The sequence below is a fragment of the Merdimonas faecis genome (genome assembly GCF_001754075.1).
Taxonomy (GTDB): domain Bacteria; phylum Bacillota; class Clostridia; order Lachnospirales; family Lachnospiraceae; genus Merdimonas; species Merdimonas faecis.
In genome coordinates this window covers 57,681-74,361 of record NZ_MIEH01000017.1, presented here as the reverse complement: position 1 = coordinate 74,361, position 16,681 = coordinate 57,681, and the positions used below count along the sequence as shown (strand labels likewise).

The 16,681-nt window shown below is 41.3% G+C and carries 14 protein-coding genes and 1 pseudogene; 9 read left to right on the top strand and 6 right to left on the bottom strand.

Going from position 1 to position 16,681, the window contains the following annotated elements; translation table 11 throughout:
- Nucleotides 1-82 precede the first annotated feature (82 nt).
- The 9 genes and pseudogenes from BKD12_RS08320 to BKD12_RS08280 all read left to right on the top strand — a co-directional run bounded on the left by BKD12_RS08320 (nucleotide 83) and on the right by BKD12_RS08280 (nucleotide 9,693).
- Nucleotides 83-1,246, top strand: coding sequence for a MarR family transcriptional regulator (locus BKD12_RS08320; protein ID WP_070088860.1), 1,164 nt, complete (start codon nucleotides 83-85; stop codon nucleotides 1,244-1,246).
- Complete coding sequence (locus BKD12_RS08315; protein WP_070088859.1) at nucleotides 1,239-1,811, top strand: hypothetical protein; 573 nt, start codon at nucleotides 1,239-1,241, stop codon at nucleotides 1,809-1,811. The genes BKD12_RS08320 and BKD12_RS08315 overlap by 8 nt, the downstream gene beginning before the upstream one ends.
- A gap of 211 nt (nucleotides 1,812-2,022) precedes the next feature.
- Entirely contained in the window at nucleotides 2,023-2,559 is a 537-nt protein-coding gene (locus BKD12_RS08310; RefSeq protein WP_070088858.1) for a DUF5697 family protein, read from the top strand.
- Complete coding sequence (locus BKD12_RS08305) at nucleotides 2,556-3,221, top strand: DUF6100 family protein (RefSeq protein WP_070088857.1); 666 nt, start codon at nucleotides 2,556-2,558, stop codon at nucleotides 3,219-3,221. Before BKD12_RS08310 ends, BKD12_RS08305 begins: the two co-directional genes overlap by 4 nt.
- Before the next feature lie 107 nt (nucleotides 3,222-3,328).
- Nucleotides 3,329-4,459 carry a hypothetical protein gene (locus BKD12_RS08300; RefSeq protein WP_242872742.1) on the top strand — a complete coding sequence of 377 codons (1,131 nt, stop codon included), beginning with the start codon at nucleotides 3,329-3,331 and terminating at the stop codon, nucleotides 4,457-4,459.
- Nucleotides 4,449-6,194: pseudogene (locus BKD12_RS08295) on the top strand (VirD4-like conjugal transfer protein, CD1115 family); the annotation flags it as partial. The gene BKD12_RS08300 and the pseudogene BKD12_RS08295, both read left to right, overlap by 11 nt.
- A gap of 143 nt (nucleotides 6,195-6,337) precedes the next feature.
- Nucleotides 6,338-7,657 (top strand): IS21 family transposase, encoded by a 1,320-nt coding sequence (gene istA, locus BKD12_RS08290; protein WP_070088856.1) that lies wholly within the window; start codon nucleotides 6,338-6,340, stop codon nucleotides 7,655-7,657.
- Complete coding sequence (locus tag BKD12_RS08285; protein ID WP_070088855.1) at nucleotides 7,650-8,453, top strand: ATP-binding protein; 804 nt, start codon at nucleotides 7,650-7,652, stop codon at nucleotides 8,451-8,453. Before istA ends, BKD12_RS08285 begins: the two co-directional genes overlap by 8 nt.
- A gap of 325 nt (nucleotides 8,454-8,778) precedes the next feature.
- On the top strand, nucleotides 8,779-9,693 hold the full coding sequence (locus BKD12_RS08280; RefSeq protein ID WP_070088854.1) for a S1 RNA-binding domain-containing protein: 915 nt from the start codon (nucleotides 8,779-8,781) through the stop codon (nucleotides 9,691-9,693).
- Nucleotides 9,694-9,738: 45 nt separating this feature from the next.
- Here BKD12_RS08280 and BKD12_RS08275 read toward each other — a convergent pair whose 3' ends face one another.
- The 6 genes from BKD12_RS08275 to BKD12_RS08250 all read right to left on the bottom strand — a co-directional run bounded on the left by BKD12_RS08275 (nucleotide 9,739) and on the right by BKD12_RS08250 (nucleotide 16,676).
- Nucleotides 9,739-10,401: a hypothetical protein gene (locus tag BKD12_RS08275; protein ID WP_070088853.1), complete on the bottom strand. Its 663-nt coding sequence runs from the start codon at nucleotides 10,399-10,401 to the stop codon at nucleotides 9,739-9,741.
- A gap of 748 nt (nucleotides 10,402-11,149) precedes the next feature.
- Complete coding sequence (locus tag BKD12_RS08270; RefSeq protein WP_070088852.1) at nucleotides 11,150-12,427, bottom strand: KAP family P-loop NTPase fold protein; 1,278 nt, start codon at nucleotides 12,425-12,427, stop codon at nucleotides 11,150-11,152.
- Nucleotides 12,428-12,441: 14 nt separating this feature from the next.
- Entirely contained in the window at nucleotides 12,442-12,885 is a 444-nt protein-coding gene (gene rpsI, locus BKD12_RS17255; RefSeq protein ID WP_242872746.1) for a 30S ribosomal protein S9, read from the bottom strand.
- 325 nt (nucleotides 12,886-13,210) lie between these two features.
- Nucleotides 13,211-13,978 (bottom strand): hypothetical protein, encoded by a 768-nt coding sequence (locus tag BKD12_RS08260; RefSeq protein WP_070088851.1) that lies wholly within the window; start codon nucleotides 13,976-13,978, stop codon nucleotides 13,211-13,213.
- 325 nt (nucleotides 13,979-14,303) lie between these two features.
- Entirely contained in the window at nucleotides 14,304-15,911 is a 1,608-nt protein-coding gene (locus tag BKD12_RS08255; protein ID WP_070088850.1) for a PIN domain-containing protein, read from the bottom strand.
- A 93-nt stretch (nucleotides 15,912-16,004) separates the two neighbouring features.
- The gene (locus tag BKD12_RS08250) at nucleotides 16,005-16,676 is read right to left on the bottom strand and encodes a hypothetical protein (protein WP_141736939.1); all 672 of its coding nucleotides are present in this window, start codon (nucleotides 16,674-16,676) and stop codon (nucleotides 16,005-16,007) included.
- Between the last annotated feature and the right edge of the window lie 5 nt (nucleotides 16,677-16,681).

Below are 16,681 nucleotides of genomic sequence, written 5' to 3'. Positions count from 1 at the left end.
TATATCCTATAACTTACCTTTCGTCTACGTTGTTTAGAAAATTTAATATCTTAATTACAATTAAGCTGGAGGATCAAATTATATGCAATACCAATTAGAAATAAAACAAATCGTGGATTATCCACGTTGCCGGATCTACCGGTCATTTATCCGAAATCTTATGGAAGATAGGAACATCCGTACTAACGGAGGCTCCTATCTTTTTTATTACATCGTGCTTTGCTCATATGCGAATTACCGGATGTCCCGCCGAAGACTGGAAGGCATGTCATATACTCTTCAGGCCGGTGAATGGATCTGTCCCATCTCAGAATTACAGGAAGCATTTCGTTTCCGCTTTCATCACCAGGTAATCTCTGTGTTGCAATTTCTCGAAGAGCAACATTATGTTTCTTATACTCTTCTTGGCAAGAATCGACTGGTCAAGTTCTCAATCCTGGACTGGAAAACGGAAAATACGATTCTCGGATATAGTTACCCTTGTCAAAAGGACACCGGATTTTTCTTTTTTCCAATCACAAAAGTCTATGAGTTGATCAGTATAGGTAAATGTTCCGAAATGGACATCTTGTTGGATCTCTGGATCCACGCCATCTACAACGACATCCACGTACAGGGATCTGACCTGGGACCGGTCGTATACTTTCGAAACCATACCGGAAATCCGGTGACAAATTATACAGAACTTTCAGAACGCTGGGGTCGGTCCCGGGCAACAGTCTGCCGTATCCTGAAAAAAATGGATGCCTTGGATCTGCTCACATTGATTCCTTTTTCCGGCTCACACGGCAGCATTATCTACTTAAACAACTATCTATCTACTATGTTTTCCGTCAGCGATGTTCTCATCGACAAAGAAGAGGTTGCGCTTGCCTTAAGCCTTCCCATTCAGATACCGGATGACCCTGACAGCGTTTCAGAACCAGATATCGCAGAACAGATCAGCATTTCAGATGAAACGGATAGCGTTCCAAAACCGGTACTTCATTACGTCATCGAAAAACTGGCAAATCTCCTGCAAACACAAGGGCTCCCCTGCTGTCAGTGCAAAAGAGCCCGCTACCAATTATCTCGGTTATCAGACAGCGGAGGAAGACTAAACAGTATATACAGTCTTGAAATTATCTGTCCTTATGGAAACACGGCCTATCGATTTGAATTATCCCTGTCCCCAAAGGAAGATCCGCCCACTCTATTTACCCAAATACCCACTGTGAATTTGAAAGGAGGCTATGCTCATGCCTAGAACAATGAAAAATCATATCTCCCCAAAGGAAGACCCAAGATACCATAATACCTATCAGTTTTTAAAACACTATCGCGATGCCACATATAGCCTAAAAGTGGTGGTACATCAACTTGAGACGCAATTTCAGCTTGATTACGGATCCTCCATAGATCGTTTCCTTGATTCGATCTACTCAGCAGGAGCCGATTTAAGCGGCACGGATATCGAAGAACGTGCAAAGAGTATTGAGAAAAGCAATAAAATGCTCAAACTCCTTGATTCTGCGGTAGATCTGTTGCGGTGCAACCATAAATACGGGGAACAATACTACTGGATTCTCTACTATTCCTTCCTCTCCCCGCAGGAACTGCAAAACACGGATGAAATCCTGGACCGACTTGCGCCGCATATCGACCGGCTCTCTTATCGTACCTTTTACCGCAGACGACATGCTGCCATAGAAGCACTCAGCACAATCTTATGGGGGTTTACCGCCAATGAAACCATTCATCTGCTGGAGCAGTTTTTCCCGGAAACGGAAACGCTGCAAACTGGCAGTACATTGGCACAACAATGCGATTGAATTGGAAATCCAGCAGTGCTACAATTATCATGCTTATAGTTTTCACATTTTTTCAGCACCCGTAGACGGTGCTTTTTTTGTACCCGTAAACCACTGATATTTCAAGGAACACTGCCCTACACACAAACTTGTACGTAAACTGAACGTATAAATTCTTACGTGTAAACCACGTATATCTACACGTATAAACGAAGGCAAAGGAGAATTTACGATGAAAACACGAGAAGAAATCTATAGACAAGAAGGGGCTTCCCTCTTACGCATCATCACCACTTACCATGCGCTCACTTATGAACAGGTCATCCGCAGCTTCTACAAGAAACAGGATTCGATGAAACGTCTGATCCGAAATCTGTTGAAACAGGGGCGTATCTATTACGATCCTGACAAAAATCTGCTCTTGGATTGCCCGGGGGCTGCTGAAAAAGCAGATGAGGGAATGATCGCTGCTTACTGGGTTATGCTGGATTTTAAAAAGACTGTCGTTTATCATACCTGCGGAGAATTTCCCGTTGCGATTAATTTCTTCTCCTGCGAAGCGGAATATGAAATCATCTATGTTCCGGAGGGCAAAGAAATTCTCTTTAACCGATTGCTCGAAAAACAGACAACCGACGTCAAACGGTTGGTCATTGTCTCGACTCCGGATCAGACACGAAAACTCCATATTCCCCATGTACTTGCCTACTGTGTAGTCGCACTGGATGGAACAGTCAACTATTACCAGAAAGGAGGAGATGACTCATAGACACCACAGAACTTCTACAGCGTATCGAAACCATTGAGGATGGAATGGATAAGCTGAAAAACACCATTTTCGCAATGAAAATGACGGATATCCGGAAATATCCGGCCAATTACGAAGCACTCAGTACCGACGCAGCTCTAAGAGCGGAACACCTGGCATGTCAGCTGCGGAATATTATTTTTACTACAGCTGTCCTTCCGAAGCCGGAATATATGGATCGAGCTGTAAAAGCACAGGGAATCCAGTTTCGTACAGACGGCAACCTTCTAATCATCCGGTTGCCCGGACTGCTTCCCAAACGGAAAACACGCGCAAATATTGGTTACATTAATGATCCCTTGTACTGCGGGATCAAATCCTACCTGGCAGAACATCCGATCCCGGTTTTCACCGACTGCGTCGTATGCTTTATCCAGGTATATGACCGAAAACTTCCGCTCCGACGCATCCGGGATTATGACAACATGGAATTTAAACAAATCCTGGATACTATATCCCCTTTTGTCCTAAAGGATGACAGTGGGATTTACTGCGACTCTTACCATACCACCAACTTAGGGGATGAGGACTACACCTTGATCAACATCATGGAGAAATCCCTATTCCCCGCATGGCTTCGGAGCAGAAAAGACCAGGTTTCTGACCTATCGGAAATTTCCTGATTTCCGCCGTTTTTTTCCCGACATGGGTAAGGATTACAGAAAACCACGATATTCTCTGTTTCGTCGCCTACTATCCGCCCGCCAGATTTACCCAAGTCGGGAGTCTGATGGGTATTTTTTTAGGAGTGATGCTTATTTTAAAGGACTCAGCACGTTATCATCTTTTGGAGCTGACGGCTCTTTGCGGGGAGTTCCCTGCAGGTCAGCTATATCGGCTTATCCCGAGTTCCTCCTATGCGGAAAAAATAATTACTCAGCTCAAATCAGAAAAGCTGCTGCGGGTTCACTACCGGGATAAACTTAGGGGATACCGTCTTACAAAACGGTCCAAGGAGTATCTTTTACAGGAATCTCCCGAGCGGTTCGCCCCGTATCTGACCGGGAATACCGACACCAATCAAGTCCGATCAGAAAAGAGCCGGCGCCTCCGTCTCCATCTCAGGGCAGAAGGATACCTTACGCTGCTCTATGCGGGAATCCCTGTTTTCCCTGATGAGAAGCCGGAGCTGTTCCTACCGGATCAAAGGGCCGGTATCTGGTCCTCGCGAAGCTACCCGCTATTCTATTCCGCTAGAGAAATCAAACGCTTGGGAGATGATACAACAAAAATCCGTAATTCCCGGTGCATGGGTGTTCTTCTTTCATCCGACTGCACCTATTCGCTTTATAATACCGGGGATACTCTGATGAAATGGGAATACCGGACAGAAATTCGCGTCAACGCTTTTTTAACGCAGTATTTATCCGGGAATCCCTATCCTGGTATCCCAAAGATCCGCGCAATCATGCTGGGGCGGGATATGGCCATGGCATACCGGCTGTTGACCAGCACGGGCGGCCACAAGAAAGCGTTCTTCTCATTGGACACTTCCTATGACCACTTCCATTACGTGCCAAACACTCCGGAAGGGGAAGTGTTGCTGCAGATTCTTTGTAACCCGAACTTGCAAAACCGATTAAACCAACTGCTCATTACCGACTTACTGGCACCGGATCCACATATGCCCACTGAACATGATGCCCTTACCCCGGAAAAAGATATGGTGCTGTTTGCGTATGATTTTGACATGTTACGTATCAACAAATTCAATACTGCCTTAAAGCTGTTTGGCCATCGCGGTGTTCTCATCGCTTTCGACTTTCAGCTTCCGGTGCTGAGGGCCTTCCTGGGAGAAGATCTGCAGTATTCCAGTATTGATTTTCTGAAATTTAAAAGGAGTTTTTTACATGAAACGTAAATGGTGGAAATCCATTGTGCTCTTGCCGATTATAGGCTGCACACTTTATGCCGGCGGATATATTGCACAGTTTTTACGCAACTATCAATTCTGGGAACGGAATGGACATTTCGCAGGCGACGGTACGAGCCCTCCTTTTCCCTCACTCGCCACAAAAGAGTGTTTCTCCGCGGTAACGGACCTGCCATATGGCTTGTATGGGCTCTGTATTTGCCTGGCGGCTTTCGCTCTACTGGCCTTTTTTCTCATGCGGATGGGCCTTGACAGAAACGGAGGCGTGTCAGACAGGGAAAGGAATCTGAACTATTCCAATAAGGGGACCTATGGCACCTCCGGCTTTATGACGCCACAGGAGATGCACCAGGTACTGGAACTTGTTGATAATGTAGCACATACGAAGGGCCTGATTCTTGGAAGAATCGGTAACCGGGCCGTCTGCCTGCCAGAAAACACAAGGATGAATAAAAATGTCGCCGTCTATGGTGCATCCGGGTCGATGAAATCCAGAGCTTATGTCAGAAATGCAGCTTTTCAATGCGTTGCTCGAGGAGAAAGCCTGATATGCACCGATCCCAAATCCGAACTGTACGAAGATCTGGCCGTGTATCTGGAAAATAACGGTTATACCGTAAAGGTCTTCAATTTGGTAAGCCCGGAAAACTCTGATAGTTGGAATTGTCTGATGGAAATTGATGGTTCCGAAACAATGGCACAGATTTTTGCAGATATCATCATCCAGAATACCGGGACCGGCAAAGGGGACCGTTTCTGGGATACGGCAGAACTCAACCTTCTAAAGGCCCTCATCTTGTATGTGGAACAAAGCTTTCCTCCCGAATCCCGGAATATCGGCCAGGTATATAAACTTCTTACTATGAGTTCCGATAAGGAATTAAATGCCCTGTTTGACCTGCTCCCGGTTAGTCATCCAGCAAAAGTACCCTACTGTATTTACAAACAGGCATCGGAAACCGTGCGAAGCGGCGTGATCATCGGCCTTGGATCACGACTCCAGATCTTCCAGACCAAAGCGATCCGGCAAATCACCTCGTATGATGAGATTGATCTTACGCTCCCCGGCCAGAAAAAGTGCGCTTATTTTTGTATCGTAAGCGATCAGGATCATAGTTTTGATTTCCTGTCCTCACTTTTCCTGTCTTTCGTTTTTATTAAGCTGGTGCGCTTTGCGGATCTCCACGGGGAAAACGGTCAGCTTCCCGTACCAGTCCACATCCTTGCCGATGAGCTCGGCGCTGCCTCTGGTACCATCCTCGATCTACCGACAAAGATTTCCGTCATCCGAAGCCGACGGATCAGTATCAGCTGTATTTTTCAAAATTTGCCGCAGATGCAAAACCGTTATCCGTTCAATGCCTGGCAGGAAATCTTAGGAAACTGTGATTCTACCGTCTTTTTGGGCTGTACGGATCCAGTTACGGCTGCATTTATCTCAGAACGTACGGGGATTGCTTCTGTTAATGTCTCATCCGAGGCAAAACAACTTAATACCTGGCGGATTTCTGATTATACCCCGGAATATCGCCGCACCGAATCTATCGGGAAACGCCCTGTATTAACACCAGATGAAGTATTGCGGCTATCCCTGGATGACGAATTAATCATCCTGCGCGGCCAAAAAGTACTGAAGGCCCAGAAATTTGATTACACCCGCCATCCGGAAGCAAAAAAGCTCGTAAAACGGAAAGCCTCCAGCCACATTCCCAAATGGCGGGAGCTGCAGTTATTAGCGTCGGGTTAAAATAACCATCTAGTGTCAGGCTAAAATAGCCAATCCTAGTCAAATTAAAAAAGCCATTACATACAGGTCTTCATCCTCTTATACTGATGATAAGCCAATGCATCAGAAAAGGAGGATTTATGCACGAAGATGCTACATGTAATGACTTACAAAAAATCATAACACAAGCAATCAACGAAATAAAGCAGGAACAAGGCGAAAATTTCAACCTTGCCAAAATTAATCTTGCAGAACTGGAACGCCGAACCGGGCTCAGCAGATCCAGGCTAAGGCACTTAAAAGAAAATAACTTTATTGTTACGCCACATGGGAGGACAGGACAAAAAGCAACAGCTACGGTTCTGACCGGATATAGCGGCATTATTGACGGACTGCTCCGAAAAGGCGTCACGAATTCTTCTGTATGCTTTGAGCGGCTGCAGGAAGCTGGATATACCGGTGGGTTAACAACCGTAAAAACTTATATCGCTGATCACCGGGATCTTGTTCCGCCCAAGCGTCAGCTCGTTGCCCCTCAGGGAAACCGGGGACGCAGATATCAAACTTCCCCTGGGGAATCCTATCAGATGGACTGGGGCTTTGTCCAGGTAGATACAAATACCGATGCTTCCTATAAGGTCGCATGTTTTGCTATGATCTGCCATCATTGCGGGGAAAGATACATCGAATTCTTCCCCAATGCCAGACAGGAAAATCTTTTTATAGGGATGATCCATGCTTTTACTTATATGGGAATCCCGCACTATATACTGACAGACAACATGAAAAGTGTCGTGATCCGGCGTGATCCAGAGGGACATCCTATCTGGCAGAAAGATTATAAAGTGTTCATGGAAACGATCGGTTTCCAGACGAAGCTCTGTAAACCAAGGCATCCTTTCACCAAAGGGAAGGTGGAGCGCCTGATCCGCTTCGTAAAAGATAACTTCCTTGCTGGCAGAGTTTTTGGCACGATTACCGAATTAAATCTGGAAGCCATCGGATGGTGCAAACGCCAGAACAGCATATACCATAAAGCAGTGGACTGTATCCCCTGTGAAAAGCATCAGGAAGACTGCATGGCTGTTGCTTCCGTATTAACAAAAACACAGGCACTTGCTTTCTATCTCTGTCCGGAAAGAAAAATTTCTTTCGATGGATTTGTCCATTATGAAGGGCGGCGCTTCGGCGTCCCGTACTGGTACACCCAGAAGACCTGCAGAATCCGGAGAGATTCCTTTACCCTCTATATCTACGCATCCGATCTCAGCAAAGTCCTGACCACCCATGATGTTACCTGGATGAGAAGAGACAGTTTCTGCCGGGATCAGTATGTGACAGAACAGCCGGAAGAAGTCCCATCAATGCCAGTCAAAACCCGGATCTTTCAGATAGAGCCACCCAAACAGCACTCCGGATTTGAAAAATTCAACTTTGAGGAGGGCCTGTGGGATGAATGAATCAATACTTGAAAGAATCCAGTCCAGTGCAAAGGCACTGAAGATCGATCTTTATACAGCAGAACTGGCCAGCTATGCCGATGAAAAAGAACTTACGCCGGAAGCTCTGGAGGCAGTCTGCGGAGTTTTTGAATACCTGGAGCAGAAAAAATACGACTCTATGGTCCACACAATGCTAAAACTGAGTAAGCTTCCTATGAATGAGCCGAAAACCTTTGAAAGATTTGATTTCAGCCGGCTCCATGGAAAGCATGTGCAGTCACTGAAGAACCTCTCTTCTCTGTCCGCTCTGTATGCAGGAAAAAATCTGGCATTTATTGGTCCGCAGGGTGTAGGCAAAACTCATCTGGCCATGGCTTTTGGGCGGGAATGCTGCCTGAAAGGATATAAGACTTATTTCTTAAGGGCAAGCGAACTCAACCAAAAGTTGACGGATGCAAGGAAACACGGCCGGGAGGGGGCTGTCATCAACGGGCTGGTAAAGCCTTCCTGCCTGATCATTGATGAGATTGGCAGGTGTGTGTTCGATAAAGAGAACACCCGTATGTTCTTTGATGTGATTGACCGCCGCTATAATAAAGATGGTCCCAGCACCATGATTTTTACCAGCAACAAAACACCAAACCAGTGGGGCGAATATTTCAGCGAAGATGATACGCTGCTTTGTTCTTTAGACCGGGTTTTTGATGACGCCACTGTATTTATGATCAAAGGTGACAGTTACCGGGGACGCAAGCTGGAAACACTTGGTCTTGAGGCTGGTATCGCAAAACATACGGAGTATAAAAATGCGTAACTGTTAATAACATACATGATGCATTGGCGATTTTAAATTGACTGAGATTGGCGTTTTTAATCCGACTCTGAATGGCGAAAATCGCCCGACGCTAACACAGTCTGAGGAAACCGACTATACACCGGTAGTTCCAACGCCCAAACGCTCTGGCAGGAAAAAGAAACTGCCAGATTCTCCATCTTCAGCGAAAATGGACCGGCAGGAGCTGGCCTCTCATTCCTCTAAAGAGCCAGCATTTGACGATCTGCTCTCTGAGGCGGATATTTATTTGACACCCGTAGATAAGGATTCCATTATGTCGTAACGCATAAAGAAAGGACAAACTATGCCAACAGAACTGAACAATATTTTAGCTTTGGATAACGATACGATTGAAACTCAGAAATCAAAGGAGGACCTGACCTGGCACGAGATCACCAACGCCTATCGGACGCGCAGAATCTTAACCGGAACGTTAGGTGGCATTGAGCGCCTGGAGGGCGGGTCTACCATCACAATCGTTTACTACAAAAATTTCCGTGTTGTTATCCCCATGACAGAAATGATGATCAACCTGGTTGAAGATGAGACACACAATTACGGGGAACTGTCTCTACGGCAGAATAAAATCGTCAACACCATGCTTGGCTGCGAGATCGACTTCCTGATTAAAGGATTGGACACGAAAGAGCGCAGCATTGTCGCAAGCAGAAAGGATGCCATGCTCAAAAAACGGCAAATTTTCTATTTCGATCAGGATTCCTCCGGAACTCCGAAAGTCTATCCGAATCGAATCGTTCAAGCACGTGTTATTTCCGTTTCCGAAAAAGTGGTGCGTACAGAAATATTTGGCGTGGAAACCTCTATCCCCGCCAGGGATCTATCTTTCGACTGGCTTGGTGACGCCAGGGAGCGGTTCAGGGTCGGTGACCATATCCTGGTCCGTATCCTAGATATTAACGCAAAAGATCCTGAACACCTTACCGTCCGGGCGGACGTTAAAAGCGTGGAGGGCGATACCAGCAAAGCAAACATGGCACTTTGCAAAGTCCAGGGGAAATACGCCGGTACGATTGAAGATATCCACAAAGGAACCGTGTTCGTCCGGCTGTCAATCGGTGTCAATGCCATCGCCCATTCCTGTTATGACTCCCGGACCCCAGGAAAAAAAGATGAAGTTTCCTTTGTTGTCACCCATATAGACACGGAACGGAACGTAGCGCTGGGAATCATTACACGAATCATCCGTCAGAACCTCTAAAAATAGTGCAGGAGGCTTCAGCCTTCCTGCACTCTACTTTTTCATTTAAGTGAGCTTAATTTGCTCTTCCAATGCTCTCAGTATATCATTTGACTCTATCTCTACAAATAAAGCATCCAAATCATCAATTACTTCCCAGACTCTATCTCTGTGTTTCTGTTCAGATATCTTCCTTTGTGCTTCTTCCAGAGTTACATGAAACAGATCCGAATACTCCTGCATTTTTTCCCGTATTATCTGATACCGGTACAAGGCATACAAAAGTTCCTGAAATAAATATACAAATTCCGCCACCTTCTGAGCATTTTCACCAGTGAAAATAAGTTTTATTGTTGTAGATATCTCTTTGATATTTTCCTTTTTCTTTAAAAATTCCTTTTGTAGAGGATTAGCAAATGCCTTCTCTGCTGTCATCCCTTGAATTTCCTCTAAAAAGGTATTATTTGTCAAGAAGAAAAAAATAGACTCTGATGCCCAAATAACTTCATTTCTTTTTTCTCTTTCCCACAAACTTTTACAGTTCTTATATTGCTCGACCAAACCTTTCGCCACTAGGTAATTCTCTATCCGAAGATCAAAAAGATGCTGTTTATTACTTAACTCAATCTGCTTTTTCGTCTGTTTGACAGCAATAACTGCTGTAATTGCCGTTACCATAGTTAAAACTAATGTTATAACAGATAACCAGAAATTCCAATCTTTAATCATCTGATGCCTCCTACATCTTCCTTGCCACTGATTATAACATGCACTCTCATATTTCTCCATGTCCACCTTAAATTAATATATAGGATACAAAACTTTTATTACTCAAAAAGTGCGTTTTTGCAGACTTATCTACTGATAGGGTGACAAAATAGGGTATCCTCTTAGACCCTGATCTTATTGCTATCAGCGGCCGGCTATGATATATTTGTCTGGTATAATCTGGGAGAAAAACGGATGCGATTTCTTAGCGCCCTCTAATCTACAAAGGAGGGTGATGCCGATGGATGCCATGGAAGTAATGACATTAGTACTTGTAATCTTCGCGGCTTTGACTTACATAGATCATCATAACGACAAAAAGAGATAGCATCCCATACCGCCTAAAGTTTGGAGATGCTATCACCTTTTGATACATTTCATTTAATTGAGGGCATCAGATCTTGCATCTGAATACCTTTCTACTCAGATTATACACTGAGGGTTTGAGATTTTCAAGCCCTCTATTTTTCCAAAAAAATTTTCCTTAACTAAACTCTGGTCAAATAACCGACAGAACTGTACTATAGGCTATTCTAATTAAAAAGCTGTTTTTGAAGGTCTATTGTAGGATAATAGCTTTATACATTTATCCTCCCCGTTCTTTCCTTTTCTTAGTTTAAACATATTCTCTGCTTTTCTTTTTACAATAAAAGCTATACCGTCTACTTCGTATTAGTAAATAGACTCCATTTATTTATCCTAAATCTGGTCAAATACAAATGACGTTCTGTAAGCGAAAAAAGAGCTTCATTTTTTCTACAACATCTTGAAAACACGCATAATCTCGAAAATAGAATTCTCCACAATATGCTTGATGCACTTCATCTCCTTCAAAAACATTTTCGCCAAACCATAAAACTTTACTCGAAATATTAGCATTTAAACTTCTGTATTTTTTCCCATTAAAGCTAACAATTGATGGAGGACAGACTATTCTATCATCTTCAAACTCTATTATAAACTGTTTCATAGCGATCCATGAATCGAAGCATAAAGATAATATTTCAAAAACCATACTGGATACATCCAAATTACTATCTGTAGCCATTTCATGAATTAGTTCAGCTCTTAAAAACATTTTTTCTTGTTCCCGTACAGTAGTATCTTTTAATGCTGCCGTTACTATTCTTTCTGCCCACTCAAAATCTTCATCTTGATCATAAGAGAATTTATTGATATACTCCTTATATTTTTCTAAATAGTGTTCCGTCAATTCACCATTATCTATTACAAAATAAAAGTCAATAATTTTTCTCAAATAAGCATCCACATTAAAATTGTTTCCATAAGCATGTTTAACAACTTTTTTTAATTGCTTTCTATCCATTGCTATTAAAGTTACAAAATTAGGAATATCAGAAAAAATGTGATGCAATCTTTCAAGGACGGATAATGCATATTCAGGCAAACATCGATCTAAATCATCAACAATAAAAACTATCGTCTTACTCTCTGCGATTTTCTTTAATTGTATACGTATAGATTCTAATAATTGTTTAAAGGAATAAAATGTATCTTCCTTATTTGAATCCATTTTTATTTCGCTTCCATTCTCTCTAATACTATTGTATATTTTAATTGGATCAAACCCCCATTTGTTCTCAAGTATTTTTCCACCATATTCTCCAAGATATGTCTTTAATTGATTTAATGCACCGACTATCACTTCATTATCTCTTAAATCCGGAAACATTTTCAGTTCTTCTTCAACTTGTTCACGAACTGCCGATAAAATTGCAATAACTGGTTCCGAATAAAAATTATATTTCCAGCAGTCATATTTAACGATAAAGAATCTATTATCGTAACTATTTTCATCCTGGGTTTTAGCAATAGTTTCTTCGAACATGTCAAGTAAAAAACTTTTTCCGCTTCCCCAACTTCCATCTAATGCAAACGTTGCACCTCGTTTTATTCTCGACAGCTTATCTACAACTAGCGTCAAATCCTTTAATACTTGTTCCCTTTTTAAATAATCTTTTCTCATAAGTCCCTTGTCTGTTATCGCTTACTTCTTTGCGGTTTACGGCGAGCTCCCTTTAATCCACTCTTCTTTCTTTCTTTCATTCTTGGATCCCTAGTTAAGTACCCCTCATCTTTTAGCATTTTCTTAGAGTCTATAGCGATGTTTATAAGCGCTCTGGAAATCCCATGTCGTATTGCTTCTGCTTGCCCCGTTACTCCTCCACCTTTAACTGTAGCATACACATCTACTGCTCCGTAAGTTCCTGTTAACTCTAATGGCATAAGAACTTTTTCTCTATAATATCCTCCACTAAAATAGCTTTCAATTGGTTTTTGATTTACAATTATCTTGCCGTTACCATCTGCCAAATACACTCTTGCAACTGCAGTCTTTCTCCTCCCAGTAGCATAATATTTTACATCCGCAGCTAAAACCTTCTTACCTGAATCTTCTGCAAAATCTTCTCTAAATTCTTCCAAAATATTCTGTAGTATTGTATTACCAATCCTAATGTTAGAAATTTTTTTAACTAGATTATATCCCGTACCAAGCAAGATCTCTCCATATGATTTTTCATAAATATAAATTTGATCATTTTCTACTTGGCGCTGTATTAGACCATATTTTTCTGGCAGCGGTTGTATCTCTCTTAAATAATCTTTTTTTACCCTAAAGAATCTTTTTATACAAAACTTGTCCCCATGGGCAAAAAAATATTTTCCATTTCGATAGTATACTGGATACACAAAATCCGGAATAATACCAAAAAGATTTATATATCCACATAATTTATATCTTTCCATTTCACACTTTCCCTTTTTCTCTCAAATATCCCTCAAGCAAATCAGAGACCACACCATTATACCATGCTGGATGATGTGTTGGATTTGTTTTATATTCTATGATCGTTACGCCAGAGTATTTGGAATCAGAGTATTTGGAAAATGACTTAAATTCCTCAAACGCCAGTAGTCTCTCTGGTAATATAATGCATTCAAGGTTTTCATCTATTAGTCGAACATATTCGATATCAACATATATAGTTTTCAATTTAGGGTTATTACTCTTGTCATATAGATGCTCTATTACGGAGATTACCCTACTTTTAGAATCCGTTTTTTTCAATTGTCCATATAAATATGCCTCATTTGAACCAAAAATACATTCTATATATTTTAATATATTCTCATCATGATTTCCCAAGCTAAAACGTTCTACTTCGGGCCCATCTTTACAAATTGATTCTTCTTTATAATCCTCTATACTAAAGGGATATATTTCTTTAATGTGTTTGCGCCCTATCTTTTGAATATTATAAACCAATAATATAGGACAATACCATTCAAATTCATCAAGATTTCTCGCCAAACTATTTATTCCAATACTATCTGAATGTCTACCGTAACCTGCATGCACTTGCTTCATTTTAATTTTATTTGAATTTATTTGTTCTGCTATATTAGCTGCCTCAATCGCATCATAACCTATGATCACTGGCAAAAGGGGAAGATTCTTATAATCCGTTTCCACTGAATTTGATATTTCCCAAATATATTCTAGTAACGTACCCATACTCTTTCCTCTAGATTATTTAATATATTGCATAGTACCATGCCCAATTGACTTCTATTCTATTTTGTTTTGATTTGCAATTCTACAACCATTCTATTACGTCTAATACTTTTTACATAGTCACAAAAAAGACAAAACTCTCTGTTATTAAGAAAATTTTGTCACCATATAAAAATAAATATAGCATAATCTACATTATACGACAAGTCATAGCAGGCTTCCAGAACAATATAAGTTTACATCGAGTGTGTCGTGGGAGGAACACCCCAAAATATATTACTATTCCTCAATCGCTTATTTATCCCTCCAAAATATAACAAGCCCTCTATTCTTCCTGTTCAGAGTCACTTTTTAACGCACGGTTTACTATTGTGCCTAATTGTGATAGTTGCTTCCAAGTTATTTCCTTCATCCTCCTTGTCTCTTCTGGATCGAATGTTATAAAACTCTCCATACTCTTTGACATTAACTGCCTAATTTTCTCATCCTCCCATATAAGAGAATTTTGATCTCCCAAGGACAAAGCCGCATGGTCTCCCGATCTTCTCATGCTTTCACTAGACTTTAACCTATTTATATACTCAAGTCTCGTTCTTACTAAATCATCTGGGTCTGCCGATTCCTCTTTACATAAACGAATAATTTCCTTACATGAAATTTGATCATCTGTCTTTCCTATGATATCCCATGTGTCTTGCCGGACATGCATGATATCGCCACTTTCAATATTTATCCCTTTTATTTCACTGGAACTTGAGTATTCTTCCATCTCGATTACTACATCTCCAGTAAGTGCCCAGGCCAGTTTGTCGTCTCTAAAGATGTCATCACGCTCCCCGCAATATTCTAAATCAGCCAAAACACTGATATCAATATTTACATAATATATAATTTTCTTTTCTTCTTTTTCTACCGATACTTCTGCTATCTTCCAAGATACCTTCTCATTTTCAGCGTTCCAATCATCTTCATTCAGTTCTTCTTCCCAGGAATATGTTGCTACATATTCTTGTATTGCAGTTTCTATTTTCTCTTCATGGTCATCTAAAATTCCCGTAATATCTTGCATCGCCGTCAGTTGTAAAGCACTCTTTGATTTTGCCATTTCAAACTCTTCAGCTATATATGAAAAAAATCTATCCAATGTCAGGAAATGAATATGCAACTCAGGATTACTTTCTGCAAATTCTTTGTTAAGCTCTTTCCTTAGATCTTCCGGTCTCCCTTTCTCTTTTTTCCACCAATCCTCCTTTGTATCGTTACATACGAACAAAATATTACTGTCTTGTTCTCTTGCCACTGAAATCATATCTTTCCAAATAAACAAGTCTCCAAATCTATCTTCACCGACTTTTTCGTTATCCCTAAAGCCAGGTGGAATTAAATTATTATACCGTAATTCTCCTTCCCGTAATATTTCTAACTTTCTTGTAAATGAAATATCCTCCCCTAAACACCCCTGTTGTTTTAGACGCTCAACAAATTTATTTACTTCATCTTTTTCCAAAAAATTTATGTTAAGTTGAATTTCTGTAGCATGTTTATCTTTATAATCATGGATAACATCTTGTATTTCTTCAATCTTCTCAAATAAATCCTTTTGAAGTTTTGTAACATCCGTATAGTTATGCTTTCTGTATTCAGCAATCTTTTTCGAAATATCATCCTGAAGCTCTCTGGTCATTTCAGACAATTCTTTAGTGACGTTTTCGTACTTCTTTTTCGCATCTCCACGTATCTTCTGGCGATGTTTCAAATATTCCTCATAAACCCTATGTGGAATATAAATTTGATTCTTTGCCTTCTCCAGCACATTTATAACATCAATACTAATATTGGCCGGCATACGATATAGTTCTAGCAAAACATTTGTATCAAAAATAATAAGATGCTTAGATTTTCTTATTTCCTTAAACATTTCGATGTCAATCATAGACCCATCCTCCCATGAATAACTTTCTACTATATATTAACATACTTTTAACCTATATATCTCTTCTTCCATCAAAATACTTCTAGGCCCTAATTATCCCTCCGGCGCATATACCGCTGTCACGACTTTTTCCTCCCCACTTTCTATCTTTACATAATAGTCTCTGATGTAATAGGCTAGATGCTGATCCTGCAGCGAATATAACTTCTGCGTCTGAAAATCAATCATGCATACGCCGATCGGGCGTTCCATCTTATCTCCACACACATCCATGACATCCAAAAGGCTATCCAAACATGCTTGGCACAGATATCCTCGCACCCTATTTAGATCAAAGTAGCTTTTCTCGCCATACTCAATCTTCACTTCCGAAATTCTTCTGGCATAATTCTGATCCACACAAAATCTACAGCCGTCTTCCCCAGTCGTTGTGATCCTTGAAGAATTCTGGCAGTCCATCGTTTCCTCTGCTTCTTTTCCAATGCCCATATCCAGAACATACCAATTATTCAGTGAAATAATCCCCAGTTCATCCTTACCACGATACAGTCCCATAAGGCTCCGGCTGTTGCTGCCGCAAAGACAACACTCTTCCTTATTGGCTAAAGTACTCCTCCCCGATTCCTGGGGACTTAGCCTCTGGGGGTTTTCATTGGTATTTCCATGCGACAAGGAAGCACGAATCTGCGGGAAACACAAACCAAGCCCCAGCCCGCAAAGAAACAGAAAAACTCCTACCAAAATTGTAATCCGATGTCGTTTCATTCACT